General features: G+C 44.8%; 13 protein-coding genes and 1 pseudogene. 3 read left to right on the top strand and 11 right to left on the bottom strand.

Annotated features, from left to right (window positions below; all coding sequences use genetic code 11):
* The first annotated feature begins 267 nt into the window (after positions 1-267).
* Complete coding sequence (locus AC4E8B_RS04695) at positions 268-1,554, top strand: phytoene desaturase family protein (RefSeq protein WP_490217334.1); 1,287 nt, start codon at positions 268-270, stop codon at positions 1,552-1,554.
* A complete protein-coding gene (locus tag AC4E8B_RS04690; protein ID WP_490217332.1) occupies positions 1,544-2,404 on the top strand; it encodes an RNA polymerase sigma-70 factor in 861 nt (286 codons plus the stop codon). The genes AC4E8B_RS04695 and AC4E8B_RS04690 overlap by 11 nt, the downstream gene beginning before the upstream one ends.
* A 60-nt stretch (positions 2,405-2,464) precedes the next feature.
* Here AC4E8B_RS04690 and AC4E8B_RS04685 read toward each other — a convergent pair whose 3' ends face one another.
* Positions 2,465-3,067 (bottom strand): hypothetical protein, encoded by a 603-nt coding sequence (locus AC4E8B_RS04685; RefSeq protein WP_490217331.1) that lies wholly within the window; start codon positions 3,065-3,067, stop codon positions 2,465-2,467.
* 1,237 nt (positions 3,068-4,304) lie between these two features.
* On the opposite strand from AC4E8B_RS04685, the pseudogene AC4E8B_RS04680 reads away from it, so the two are divergent.
* Positions 4,305-4,433: pseudogene (locus AC4E8B_RS04680) on the top strand (excalibur calcium-binding domain-containing protein); the annotation flags it as partial.
* 85 nt (positions 4,434-4,518) lie between these two features.
* On the opposite strand, the gene AC4E8B_RS04675 reads toward AC4E8B_RS04680, so the two are convergent.
* From AC4E8B_RS04675 to AC4E8B_RS04630, 10 genes are all read right to left on the bottom strand, one after another.
* A complete protein-coding gene (locus tag AC4E8B_RS04675) occupies positions 4,519-4,851 on the bottom strand; it encodes an antibiotic biosynthesis monooxygenase family protein (protein ID WP_490217329.1) in 333 nt (110 codons plus the stop codon).
* Positions 4,852-4,943: 92 nt separating this feature from the next.
* Entirely contained in the window at positions 4,944-5,579 is a 636-nt protein-coding gene (locus AC4E8B_RS04670; RefSeq protein ID WP_490217327.1) for an O-methyltransferase, read from the bottom strand.
* A gap of 148 nt (positions 5,580-5,727) precedes the next feature.
* The gene (locus tag AC4E8B_RS04665) at positions 5,728-6,756 is read right to left on the bottom strand and encodes a siderophore ABC transporter substrate-binding protein (RefSeq protein WP_490217325.1); all 1,029 of its coding nucleotides are present in this window, start codon (positions 6,754-6,756) and stop codon (positions 5,728-5,730) included.
* A 195-nt stretch (positions 6,757-6,951) separates the two neighbouring features.
* Positions 6,952-7,719: an iron ABC transporter ATP-binding protein gene (locus tag AC4E8B_RS04660; RefSeq protein ID WP_490217324.1), complete on the bottom strand. Its 768-nt coding sequence runs from the start codon at positions 7,717-7,719 to the stop codon at positions 6,952-6,954.
* Positions 7,716-8,672 (bottom strand): iron chelate uptake ABC transporter family permease subunit, encoded by a 957-nt coding sequence (locus tag AC4E8B_RS04655; protein ID WP_490217322.1) that lies wholly within the window; start codon positions 8,670-8,672, stop codon positions 7,716-7,718. Before AC4E8B_RS04655 ends, AC4E8B_RS04660 begins: the two co-directional genes overlap by 4 nt.
* The gene (locus AC4E8B_RS04650) at positions 8,659-9,615 is read right to left on the bottom strand and encodes an ABC transporter permease (protein ID WP_490217321.1); all 957 of its coding nucleotides are present in this window, start codon (positions 9,613-9,615) and stop codon (positions 8,659-8,661) included. The genes AC4E8B_RS04655 and AC4E8B_RS04650 overlap by 14 nt, the downstream gene beginning before the upstream one ends.
* A gap of 450 nt (positions 9,616-10,065) precedes the next feature.
* Positions 10,066-10,779 (bottom strand): transposase, encoded by a 714-nt coding sequence (locus tag AC4E8B_RS04645; protein ID WP_490219501.1) that lies wholly within the window; start codon positions 10,777-10,779, stop codon positions 10,066-10,068.
* 179 nt (positions 10,780-10,958) lie between these two features.
* Complete coding sequence (locus tag AC4E8B_RS04640) at positions 10,959-11,690, bottom strand: plasmid pRiA4b ORF-3 family protein (protein ID WP_490217320.1); 732 nt, start codon at positions 11,688-11,690, stop codon at positions 10,959-10,961.
* 127 nt (positions 11,691-11,817) lie between these two features.
* The gene (locus AC4E8B_RS04635; protein ID WP_490217319.1) at positions 11,818-12,069 is read right to left on the bottom strand and encodes a hypothetical protein; all 252 of its coding nucleotides are present in this window, start codon (positions 12,067-12,069) and stop codon (positions 11,818-11,820) included.
* The gene (locus tag AC4E8B_RS04630; protein ID WP_490217318.1) at positions 12,051-12,533 is read right to left on the bottom strand and encodes a hypothetical protein; all 483 of its coding nucleotides are present in this window, start codon (positions 12,531-12,533) and stop codon (positions 12,051-12,053) included. Before AC4E8B_RS04630 ends, AC4E8B_RS04635 begins: the two co-directional genes overlap by 19 nt.
* Between the last annotated feature and the right edge of the window lie 152 nt (positions 12,534-12,685).

Genomic DNA, 12,685 nt, shown 5'->3' with positions numbered 1-12,685 from the left:
TGGTCATATATAATATAACATAAAATAGGCCAGGGGGTCAGGTCCCCTGGCCCGGTTTGAGCCAGAGGGTGAGCCAGGGGGTCAGGTCCCCCGGCTCAGTTTCAAAAAGAGCCAAGGGACCTGTCCCCTTGGCTCCGGAACGAGCCATAGGGACAAGGCCCCCTGGCCCAGTCTCAAAAAGAGCCAAGGGACCTGTCCCCTTGGCTCCTGTCACAAAACTCCCCCTTCGTTCGTCTTGAGAATGAATTCAAAACAGGAGGGATATTTATGACTCAAAATCATTGGGATGCTGTTATTATAGGAGGCGGTTTAGCTGGCCTTGTTTCCGCAGCTGTTTTAGGGAAGGCAGGAATGAAGACTCTGCTGCTTGAAAAAGCGAAGTCTGCCGGAGGGCGCGCGAAAACAGATATCATCAGCGGCCAGTTTTTTAATATCGGACCGCACGCTCTTTATAAAAAAGGAAAAGCAGTGCCCATTCTCAAAGAATTGGGTATAGAAATCAATGGCAGTACCCCGAAATTAGGCGGCTTGTTAATGGATGGACCCCACGCCTTTACGGCACCTTTTTCACCCAACGGGGTTCTGCAGTCAAAGCTTCTAAATTGGAAAGAAAAAATAGAATGGATAGGGATTCTGCGCAAGGTTCAGAAGCTGCAGCCCGGCCAATTCAGGAATCAAACCTTCCATCAATTTGTGCACGAAACCACGAAGACTCCTAACATCCAGAAGCTCCTTTTTACACTAGGCCGGCTTGTAAGCTATTCACATGCCCCCGAACAAATGAGTGCGAGTGTCATGCTGGCCCACTTGCAAATCGGTATGGGCGGTGTGATTTATGTGGATGATGGATGGCAATCCATCATTGACCAGCTGAACAACCAGGCGGTCATGAACAATGTACAGATTCAGACCAGTGCAAATGTGAAGCAGCTGACGGCACTGGACAGTGGCCAATGGCAAGTAGCAGTAAACAATCAGGAACCCATTCTTTGCCATAGCATCATTTATACCGGTCCCCCTCAAGCACTGAATGGCCTGCTCGGCGAATCCGGCAAGCTCCCTTTCAATCAATTGGAACCGATCAAAGCGGCCGCATTGGATGTAGCATTAACCAAGCTCCCCAATCCTGAAAACTTATTCGCAATGGGAATCGATGCACCCTACTATTATTCTGTTCACTCTAACTATGCCCGGCTGTCGCAGAAAGGAGAAAGCACCATTCTCCATGTTTTGAAATACCATCATCCCAATGAGCCCATTGATGTCACGGAAGAAAAAATAAAGCTGGAGAATTTTTTAGAGGTATTACAGCCTGGCTGGCAGAAATATATCATTACTGAGAGATGCCTTCCGCAAATAACAGTGAATGCCCGCTTGCCAAAAGTTGAAGACGCATCGCTGTTTTCCCGCAGCTGCGCCATTCTCCCCGGGCTTTATGCTGCCGGTGATTGGGCTTCGCCGTCTTGCATACTGTCAGAGGCTGCAGCGGAAAGCGGACAACAAGCTGCTCTGGAAGTGATCGATAAAGAAATGAGGATCAAGCATGCAAATTAGCGATGAAGATTATGTACTGTATAAGCCATTATTATTTTCTCTCGGCTACCGCATGACCGGCTCCGTCTCAGAAACCGAAGATCTGATCCAAGAAACCTTCCTACGGGCCTATCAGCTGCCTGAACAGCAGGTCGAGAACAAAAAGGCTTATTTATGCAGGATGATGACAAACCGCTGCATCGATTTTTTAAGATCTGCTAAGGTAAAAAAAGAGCAATATATCGGTCCCTGGAATCCAGAACCCCTCCTGCAGCCTGGGGACCAGCGCACCGATCCGTCGGAAATCCTCATGGAAAAGGAGTATTTAAGCATCGCCTATTTACGGATGATGGAGCATCTCACCCCTCATGAACGTGCGGTTCTGCTGCTCCGGGAGGCGTTCGGCTTTTCATATTCGGAGATTAGCAGAATGATTGAGAAAACAGAAGAAAACTGCCGCAAGCTGTTCAGCCGCTCCAAGCAGAAAATGGCTGCAGCCGATGGAGAAAGCCTGGATTATAAAAAGAACCTCTCACTGATCCAGCGCTTCATCCTCGCTTTTCAAACAGAGCGGACAGAAGACCTGCTCGAACTCATCTCAGAAAATGTCACACTCTACTCCGACGGCGGCGGAAAAGTCAAAGCCGCAGTACGTCCGATTCTCACCCGCCAGCGGGTATTGCTCTTCTTACATGGAATCACACGCAATTTACCCGATGAAGTACAATTCACCCTCACCGCCATCAATGGCCAGCCCGCCATGGTAAACTACATGAACGGCCGCATTCACAGCACCATAAGCTTTGCAATCTTTGATAATCGTATTGCGCAAATTTATATCACCATGAATCCGGAGAAGCTGGGGCGGTGAGCCAGGGGGACAGGTACACTGGCTCACTTCAAAAAGAGCCAAGGGACCTGTCCCCCTGGCTCAAAATTGAATTGGACTATAAAGGCCGAAAATTATAGCCGCAACGAATGAAAGAATAATGGATATAGCCATTTGCTTTCCTGTTCTATAAAAGATGATGCATAGAACGATATACATCAATAACTCTTCCATATAAGATACATATACATAAAACAGACCTATTCCCAGGGAAAGGCTTAATAAGAGCCCCATTGGGAGAGCTGGCAGGACGAAAGCCAGACGCAGGTCATTCTTAGCTTTCCAAACAATCATTGCCAAAATAGGCGATGCAATGGCTACACTGCCCCACAGAAGAAAATAACTCGTTGGAAAAAATCCGAATAAATAGGCGGAATACACATAATAGCTAATCAGCATGCCGAGAAAGAACAGAAACGTATTCACAGCCGCTCTTAACAGTGTTTTACTATAAGCAGCCAAAATGGTCCCGATCAATACCCAAATGCCGAGCCTTGTAAAAATATCCCCTGAATAGCTTAGGATATAGCTTCCCCAGCGCCCATCAACGGAGACCGTATCCAAATACTTTGCTATTGCCCCCAGCAATACTCCAAAAACAAGACTAAGAATATATCCTGATATTTTTCTTGTCAACTTAATCATATAGCACCTCAATGCGGGACAGAGCACTCGTATTTAACCACGGGGACAGGTCCCCTGGCCCAGTTTCAAAAAGAGCCACCGGACCTGTCCCCCTGGCTCACCTAAACCTCCCAAGGGCCGTATCCCCAAACTGATAATAGATATAATAGAGGAAAAAAACTGCATTACATAGCAGCAAAAAGCCAAGCAAATTCTTTCGGATCTTAATTTTCCTTAATACAAATAAAACAATGAAATTAATTAAAACAGGACCAAAGGTATAGCTCATTCTCTCATCAATAAGGGAAACCGCATTCGGGCTTAGCCACTGGATGAATTTGTTTGAGATCTGGGCCGTGGCGGAAAATATAATGAGAAGCCAAAATAAGATTAGCAAAATTAGTTTTTTAATTATCATTCCTAGCCTTCTATCCAATTCTTTTACTATTAATATCACTGTATCATAAATGAAGAGCCACAGGGACAGGTTTCTTGCCCAGTCTTTAAAAGAGCCAAGGGACCTGTCCCCTTGGCTCTCTTAATAGAACTCCTGAGAAAAAAATACATTTTCTCCCAAAGTGAATGTGTGGTATTATGGTTCTACTACACATAGGGAGGATACATCTTGAAGTTTGTAAGATTAATATTGCTGATCATCTCTGTTCTATTTTTATTATTTTGTCTAGTCGGATCCCAAAGAGCATGGATAGGCATCATCATTTTCTTTGTGGGATATCTTTTGAATAAACTCTATCAAAGAGGCCAGATTCAGTTTTCCAAATCTAAATATCTAATTGCCCTGGGTTTGATTTCAGCATTCATTCTCACACTTACTTCCCCATCTGTTACATCAACGGAGAAGGAAAGCGCAGCAGATCTAAATGTAAATAAGGTCGCAGCAACAGTTGACAACGATACTGCTGAAAAAGAGGCAGCTGAGGAAGCGAAAAAGAAAGAGGAAGCCGCTAAATTAGCTGAACAGAAAAATCAGGAAGAGGCCGAAAAAGCTGCTGAGCAAAAACGTCTTGAAGAAGAAGAGGCACAAAAGCAGGCTGAACAGCAGAAATTAGAAGAAGAGAAAAAGAAAAAAGAGCAGGAAGCTGCACTTGAAGCAGAACGCAAAAGAAAAGAACAAGAAGCTGCTTTAGAGGCGGAACGTAAACGCAAGGAGCAGGAAGCCGCATTGGAAGCCGAGCGTAAACGCAAAGAACAAGAAGCCGCCGAAGCAGCTGCAGCAGCTGAGCAGGCAGCAGCACAGACAGAATCATTTGCGAATTGTACAGAATTAAGGAAAGTATATCCGAATGGAGTGGACTCCAGCCATCCGGCATATGATTCAAAGCATGACCGTGATCATGATAATTTTGCATGTGAGAGAAGCAGATAATCTGCTTCTTTTTTTGTACCAAGGGGACAGGCCCCGTGGCTCAATCTCAAAAAAGAGCCAAGGGACCTGTCCCCTTGGCTCATCTTCACTCAACCACTGTATAGTTGTTAATCTCCATCTCAATAACATACTCAGGCTTCGGCGGCTTCCCGCCATTCTCTTTAATCTTATTCTTATGCCCTGCAATATGCTCCGGACTCTTCTCCCAAGCTTTCCATGCTTCTTCTGACTCCCAGCGGATGATCATCACTACCTCTTCTTCTCCGCGGCGGGCATTTTTCACCAGCAGCTCACGGCCAATGAATCCCTCTCTCTGCTCAATCAGGGATGGCCCCTCACCCGGCTTCTTCTGAAAACGATCAAGAATCTTATTAGCATTTCCTTCTGTCAATGTCCATTTACGCATTTGTACAAACATTTATATCCCTCCAATTAGTAGGCCACAGGTAAGCCACAGGGACAGACCCCTTGGCCAGTTTCAAAAAGAGCCACGGTACCTGTCCCCTTGGCTCACTTCACTCTCGAAACAGTAAGCCCGTCCCCAATTGGCACCAATACAGATTCCAACCTTGGGTGGTCAGCAACAGCTTGATTAAACTTTTTCATAAATTCGGTATGGCGTGTGGGCTCTGCATTTTCGCCGGCTACCGTACCTTTTGCGAGTACATTATCACAAACGATCAATGCTCCCTCTTCCGCCAGACGAATGCAATGCTCCAGATAGTTTTCGTAATTCTCTTTATCGGCATCTATGAAGAAGAAGTCGAATTTCTTATTATCAGCTACTAGCTGATCCAGGCTTTCCAAAGCAGGCCCGGTCAGATAAGATACCTGCCCGCCAAAGCCCGCTTTACTCAGATTCCTGCGGGCCAGTTCGGCATAGCTTTCCACCAGTTCAAGTGAAGTCAATTTGCCATCGCTGCCGAAACCCCTGGCAAGGCAAATTCCGCTGTACCCTCCAAGCGCCCCTATCTCCAGTACATTTTTAGCACCCGAGATTGAGACCAGCATAGTCAGCAGCTTTCCAGTGGAAGGTGAGACAGATATAGACCGCATCCCATTTTCCACGATGGATGAAAGAACTTCCTCCAGCAGGGCATCCTCCTTATAAAACACCGAATCAATATAATGATTTATCTGCTTCAATGAAATCACTCCCTTATGCGCCAGGGGGTCAGGTCCCTTGGCACAGTTTCAAAAAAGAGCCAAGGTACCTGTCCCCCTGGCCCAGTCGAACCCGCCCCCCTGGCACAGTCTCAGAAAGAGCCAAGGGAACCGTCCCCTTGGCTCACTTTTATTTCAACTCAGCCAGAACTTCTTCAATCTTCGCTAGTTCGGACTGGAGTCCGCCGCCGCCCAGGTACCATAGCGGGCCGTCGAGGTATACGATTTTCTTGTTCTTGTAGGCTTCTGTTTTCTTGACGATGTCATTTTCCATGTCGGCTTCGATGTTTGAGTCGCCGCCTACTGCTGCTGTACGGTCGATGACGAACAATACCTGCGGGTTAAATTCCAGGATTGCTTCAAAGCCGAAGTTTGAACCATGTGATGAAGATTCGATATCTTCTGTTACCGGCTTGAATCCATAGTTATCATAAATGTAGCCGTAACGGGAATTTGTAGCGAAACCGGACAATTGACCTTCATTGTACATAGTCACTAATGAAGTTTCATAGTTTCCAGAAAGCGTTTTGACTTCCTCTAAAGCTGTATCGATCTTCGCCATGTATTCTTCAGCTTCAGTTTCTTTGCCGAACATTTTGGCTGCAAGATCAACAGATGATTCGAATGTGCCCCAGTAGTCTTCCTGAGAAGTTCCGACGAACACAACAGGTGCTATTTCTTTCAGCTCTTCGTAGAATGCTGATTGACGTCCGGAAATGAAGATTACATCCGGATCCAGTTCTGCTATGTCTTCAAGGAGAGGCTCTTTCAAGCCGCCGACGCTTGAGTACTCGTCAGAAGAGTATTTTTCAAGGTGTGCCGGCAATGTAGAATCTTTCGCAACTCCTGTGACTCCTTCAACGCCCAGTGCATCCAGAGTATCCAGGAATCCATAATCAAAAACGACGATATTGTCTGGCTGGGATTCAAATTCAACTTCTTCAAAGTTATAAGGATCTGCGCCTTTATCTCCTTCAATTGATGCCACTGTTGGAGAAACAGTCATTGGGTAAGCACCATTCTGCTCTTCTGCCGCCGCAGAAGTCTGCTCAGCTGCAGGCTTTACTTCTTTTTCTCCTGAAGCTTCCTCGTTGGATCCACATGCTGCAAGCATGAGTGAAGCTGCTAGTAGTGCACTCGCGATTTTCCATTTTTTCATTTGTCTTTCTCCCTTGCTATGTATTTGGTATTTGATGATGATAATCATTATCACTGATAACAATTCTCATTATAGAGCCCTCAAATCTCAAAGTCAACTAGAATTATAAATAATTTTGATTTTTTGTAAAAAAAAGACAATCTCCGCAAAACAGCTTTCTAGTAGACTATTTTGCAGAGATTGCTCATGAATTTTTCAAGCATGAGAATTAAAATAAACGCAAATACGGCATCCATTCTGCTCTTGAATAGGAATTTCCATATCGTAAATATCACGCAGTGCATCTGAATTAATAATCTCATGGGTCTTCCCGTTTTTCACGAGCTTTCCATTTTTCAAAGCCACAATGCGGTCCGAATACACAGACGCAAAGTTAATATCATGGAGCACAATGACTACCGTTTTTCCAAGCTCATCCACCAGCCTGCGCAAAATCTTCATAATCTGGACAGAGTGCTTCATATCGAGGTTATTGAGCGGCTCATCCAGCAAAATATAATCGGTATCCTGTGCAATGACCATGGCAATGAACGCACGCTGCTTCTGTCCGCCTGACAGTTCATCCAGAAACTGATCCTGCATCTCCATCAGATTCATATATTCCAGCGCCTGCTCAACGAGTTTTTCATCTTCTGCTGTCAGGCGGCCTTTTGAATACGGATAGCGGCCAAAAGAAACAAGCTCGCGCACGGTCAAACGGACATTGATATAATTGGACTGCTTCAAAATAGACACGCGTCTGGCGAATCCATTAGACTTCCATTTCTTAATATTATTTTTATCCAGCAGAATTTCACCTGTATCTGAATCCAATAGACGGCTTACCATCGAAAGAAGCGTCGATTTCCCGGCACCATTCGGCCCGATGAATGACGTAATTGTCCCCGGCTCAATCGTGACTGAAACATCCTCCACAACAGGCTTTTTCCCAAAATGCTTTGTGAGTCCTTTGATTTCTATCATCCTGCTGACCTACTTTCTTTTAATAATAAGTAAATGAAGTAAATGCCGCCGACAAAATTGATAATCACACTTAATGTAGTGCGCAGTTCAAAAATATGTTCTACAAGGAACTGCCCGCCGACCAGGGCAATGACACTGATCAGGCTGGCACCCAAAATCAGCACAGAGTGTTTATAGGTAACCAGAAATTGATAAGATAAATTAGCCACAATCAGGCCAAAGAACGTGATTGGCCCCACCAATGCGGTCGAAGTGGCAATCAGCACGGACGACAGGATGAGGATATTCATCACCATGCGGTCATAGTTGATGCCAAGATTCATCGCATTGTCGCGTCCAAGCGACATCACATCCAGCTGGCCCATAATGCGGAATCCGTAAATGAACGCCAGCAGAAGGATGCCTGCCGCAATCATTAGCAAATCAGATTTCACATTGGTAAAAGTCGCAAACAAGCGGCTCTGAAGACTTAAATATTCAACTGGATCGATGATAACCTGCAGGAAAGTGACAAGGCTGCCGAGCAGCGTCCCGATGATCATTCCAATCAGAAGCAGCAGATAAATAGGATACTTATCAGCCCGGAATAAGAAACGGTAAAGCAAGAGCGCAAACAATACCATCGCGAAAATCGCTGCACCGAAATTTAAGTATTTATTCAGCACCCAGACAGACATCGATCCGCCAAAAAAGTAAATCAGGGTCTGCACCACTTCATACATGGAGCCAAGCCCCATCATCGAAGGCGTCAGGATGCGGTTATGGGTGATCGTCTGGAACACGACTGTTGAATACGCAATCGCCGTTCCTGTTATCACCATGGCCGCTATCTTAATCATCCTTCTTGGGAAGGCGTAGTCAAAACCGCCTTTAATATCGTAAAAAGCATAGAATAATATACTAACAATGGCCAGCACGGCAAGGAATATCAGCTTCGTACTATTTTTTCGCATATGCTCTCCCCCTAAACAGCATAATTAAGAAGATCGCACTGCCGATTACTGCCACTGTTACATTGACCGGAATCTCGTATGGATGGATCACAATCCGTCCAATAATATCGCATATGAGCAGGAACACAATCCCCAACAAAGCGGTATGCGGGATCGACTTGCGCAAATTATCGCCCAGATAAAGCGAAACGATATTCGGCACAATCAGCCCAAGGAACGGAATGACACCGACTGTCAGCACGACAGTTGTTGAAATGATGGCAACCAGGATCAGCCCCAGGTTCAGCACAACCTTATAGCTCAAGCCCAGATTCTTCGCAAAATCCTCGCCCATGCCTGCCACCGTGAACTTATTCGCGTAAATATACGCCAGGATCACCGCTGGAACACTTATGTACAAAAGCTCATAACGGCCTGAAATGACTAACGTGAAGCTCCCCATCAGCCAGGAAGAAATATTCTGGAGAAGGTCCGCCTCATAAGCAAAAAACGTCGTGATCGAGGATAAAATATTTCCATACATAATCCCGATCAGCGGCACAAAAATAACATCCTTAAATTTCACCCGGTCGAGAATCTGCATGAAAACAAATGTCCCCGCCAAAGCAAACGCAAAGCTGAATAGTACCTGCTGCGTATACGTCACATTCGTAAAAAACAGCATCGAAATCAAAATTCCCAGCTTCGCTGCATCCAGCGTACCGGCAGTTGTCGGCGACACAAACTTATTCCGGCTTAAAGACTGCATAATCAAACCGGCAATACTCATCCCCGCCCCAGCCAAAATAATCGCCATCAAACGCGGAACACGGCTGATCAGGAAAATATGTGCCTTATCAGACTCCCAATCAAGCAAATCACTGATCCTGATATCAATCGCCCCAATAAAAAGCGACACACCTGACAAAACAAAAGCTGCAATTGTCAAAACCCATAGTTTCATAGCTAATCCTCTTAATTCTCTGTTTCTATTATCAGTAATTCAGTTGATAATGATTATCATCCTTAGTTAGTTTTATTATATGACAAGGATTGGGAAAAATCAAAGGGGAATTTGGCGGGGTGGGAAGCCAGGCTCTTTGGCGTTGGGCCAGGGGGTCAGGTCCCTTGGCTCGTTTTTGGGCCAGGGGGTCAGGTCCCTTGGCTTGTTTTTGGGCCAGGGGGTCAGGTCCCTTGGCTCGTTTTGGGCCAGGGGGTCAGGTCCCTTGGCTCGTTTTGAGCCAGGGGGTCAGGTCCCTTGGCTTGTTTTTGAGCCAGGGGGTCAGGTCCCTTGGCTTGTTTTTGAGCCAGGGGGTCAGGTCCCTTGGCTTGTTTTTGAGCCAGGGGGGTCAGGTCCCCTGGCCCACTTTTCCAAATGAGCCAAGGGACCTGTCCCCGCGGCTCTCCCTGCTGCTCAACCCAATCTCTGAATTATGCTTCTCGATACCCCCGTAACTCTTGATAATTGCCGGTCCGAGACTCCTTCTAGTTTTCTTAATTCTCTTAAGATCGTATTTCGCTGCGGTTTATTCATTTGCTGCAGCATACTGGTATGATGAATTCCGATTTCACGGATATAGCTGATCAGTTGTTCATCCGTTTTACGTGGACGCGGGGTATCCTCCAGGCATTCATCCTGGTTTAGTGCATTCATGTATTCTTTGAATAAGGTGATGGATTCGTCTTTGTTTTGGGAGAATAATTTAAGGGCAGCCGCGGTGTTTAATGGGCTTAATGGAGAAGTGTATTCATGGATACTGGTCCATTTACAGGAGAAAGCACTCCTCGCCAGGCCAGCTTTCAGAGGATTTTGGTGAATATAACGGATTACTTTGAGGAAATAGGATGTGGTTTCAACATTTTCGCTTCGGAACCTGCCTTGAAACAGATGTCCGCAGCGATCGTATTTAGTGTTATACCAATATACATAGCTTGAGCTGAGGTTTTTAATTATATCCGATAGTGATATTTCTTTTTCTTTCAGCAGCAGGTGAACGTGGTTATCCATAAGGCAGTAAGCGAAAAGATCGAAATCACATTTCTTCTTATACTTTAATACCGTATAAATAAATCGCCGCCTGTCTTCATCATCTTCAAAAATCGTCTGCTTATTGATCCCCCTTAGCATTACATGATATATGCCGGTCATACTCTTCTTCCTTGCCTGTCTAGGCATTTGGCACCTCCATTCTTTAGCTGCAGGGACAGGGCTTCCAGCCATGTAAGTCCCTGGCTCATCCATAATACCTATTCGACCAAGATATAAAAATTCCTGCTTGGGTGAGCCAGGGGGTCAGGTCCCTTGGCTCACTTCCGATACTTATCCTCAATAATCTCGTATCTTTCATGGTTAATCTTATCCCACTCAGTTTTCTTGTAATTTAGCCCTTTTAAACTGTCATTGATCGAGGCAGGATCATATTCCCGAAAATACATCGATTCGGCCCAAACTTTCATGTCCTCATGTTCAGGATGCTTCTCATCCCGATAAGCTTCTAGAAATTCATAGAATCCAGGCAGCCCGCCCACATCTTCAGGAGGTGCAGTTTCTGCTCCATCAAGCAGTGTTGGGAAACCAAAGTAATAGTCATCGACAACCTGCTCAAGCTTCACGTTGAAACGCCAGCCATCACCAAAATCATAGGAATATTTGATTTCCTTATACTTCTCCAGATAATCATCGATCTTTAAACCGGTAGGCTTGCGCACTTCAACCTTCAATCTTTCCTGACAATTCTTCTCAAAATCCAACATTTCCGCCGGCATTGATCTCAGCCGCTCTTCATACATGCCCTTGTTTTTCTTAAAATGCTGATGCTCAAGATAAGCTTCTTCATTATCTGTAACAATCCTCTGGTCCTCAATCAGGTCAAACTCAAAAAGATGATAACCTTCATAAGGATAACCACTTCGAAAATTGGTCACATTCTGGATGACATCATGAAGCCTCTTATACGTTGCTCCCGCTGGCATGATGACTTTTCTCCATATTAACGGGTTCGACCCTTCTAATTCTATTCTTAGAATATATGATTTCAAATTAATTCGCCTCCTTGCTATTTGGTGGTGAGCCACAGGGACAGGTCAAGTGGTTCAGTCTTAAAAAGGCCAAAGGGTCTGTCCCCTTGGCTCAAAAATAAAAAGCCCCTCAATCTGCAGGGACTTCTTAATATACAAGAAACGGCCTTATTTCTTCTTCCGTTAAATCTTTTGGCTCTATTCCATGTTCTTTACAGTATTTATCTAACGCTCTTATTTTTACTTTTGGGGATTCGGTGGATGCCGGGAATGCAAATACACCATCTGGGAAAGCATTATCAAACTTGTCGATATCTCTGCGCATAATATCACTCCTGGCAATAGTATGCACATCTGGCGTTCTTTTCATATGCCTCAATTTTAATTTGATTCCTGCCACCAAGATACACCTCCCGGAAAATATTGTTTGACCAGCCTACTAGCTGCAATATCATCAAACATAATATACTGCCCAAACGTCTGTGTTGCCCCCATACTCATATAAAAAGGATATTTGCTGCTTTTTGATGTAAGTCCTACATATCCATCATACCCTTTATCTATGCTGTACCAACATGCAAATGCTATGAGAATTCTTCCCACATTTATATTTGAGCGCTCTTCGTTTAGCACTCCCTTTATAAACTTCTTATTTTGCGGAGCAGATTCAATTATATCTACATCTATACAAAGAAAGTCTTCATCAGGATTTTCTTTTAACGCAATAAGACCTTCTACAAAATCGGGGTATTTGTTGGTAACTAACCCGAATACCCTAAAACCATGCGATATTGGGTGGAGCCAATTAAATTCCCAGCCAAAATCAGTAAGGTACCTGTTACCCTTTACTTCTTCTTTTCCCACTTCTCGAAAATAAAAAAACTGGCTTGTTTGTAGCTGCATCTAATAGCATAGCTCAATCCACTTTCTTTTGATTGTCCTTCTATTTTAACATAAATATGTTAATTAACGGGGGCGTCAATGGAAGATTATTCAAATAGTGTTACGTCAATGGC

The sequence above is a fragment of the Bacillus sp. SRL543 genome, assembly GCF_984799205.1.
Note: the sequence above shows the minus strand (reverse complement) of the source record. Positions and strands in the feature narration are given on the sequence as shown.

Excerpts from the sequence above, each read along its gene's own strand:
- AC4E8B_RS04650 (WP_490217321.1), bottom strand. The coding sequence starts at position 9,615 with ATGAAACTATGGGTTTTGACAATTGCAGCTTTTGTTTTGTCAGGTGTG.
- AC4E8B_RS04690 (WP_490217332.1), top strand. The coding sequence starts at position 1,544 with ATGCAAATTAGCGATGAAGATTATGTACTGTATAAGCCATTATTATTT.
- AC4E8B_RS04675 (WP_490217329.1), bottom strand. The coding sequence starts at position 4,851 with ATGTTTGTACAAATGCGTAAATGGACATTGACAGAAGGAAATGCTAAT.
- AC4E8B_RS04695 (WP_490217334.1), top strand. The coding sequence starts at position 268 with ATGACTCAAAATCATTGGGATGCTGTTATTATAGGAGGCGGTTTAGCT.
- AC4E8B_RS04645 (WP_490219501.1), bottom strand. The coding sequence starts at position 10,779 with ATGCTAAGGGGGATCAATAAGCAGACGATTTTTGAAGATGATGAAGAC.
- AC4E8B_RS04655 (WP_490217322.1), bottom strand. The coding sequence starts at position 8,672 with ATGCGAAAAAATAGTACGAAGCTGATATTCCTTGCCGTGCTGGCCATT.
- AC4E8B_RS04665 (WP_490217325.1), bottom strand. The coding sequence starts at position 6,756 with ATGAAAAAATGGAAAATCGCGAGTGCACTACTAGCAGCTTCACTCATG.
- AC4E8B_RS04685 (WP_490217331.1), bottom strand. The coding sequence starts at position 3,067 with ATGATTAAGTTGACAAGAAAAATATCAGGATATATTCTTAGTCTTGTT.
- AC4E8B_RS04660 (WP_490217324.1), bottom strand. The coding sequence starts at position 7,719 with ATGATAGAAATCAAAGGACTCACAAAGCATTTTGGGAAAAAGCCTGTT.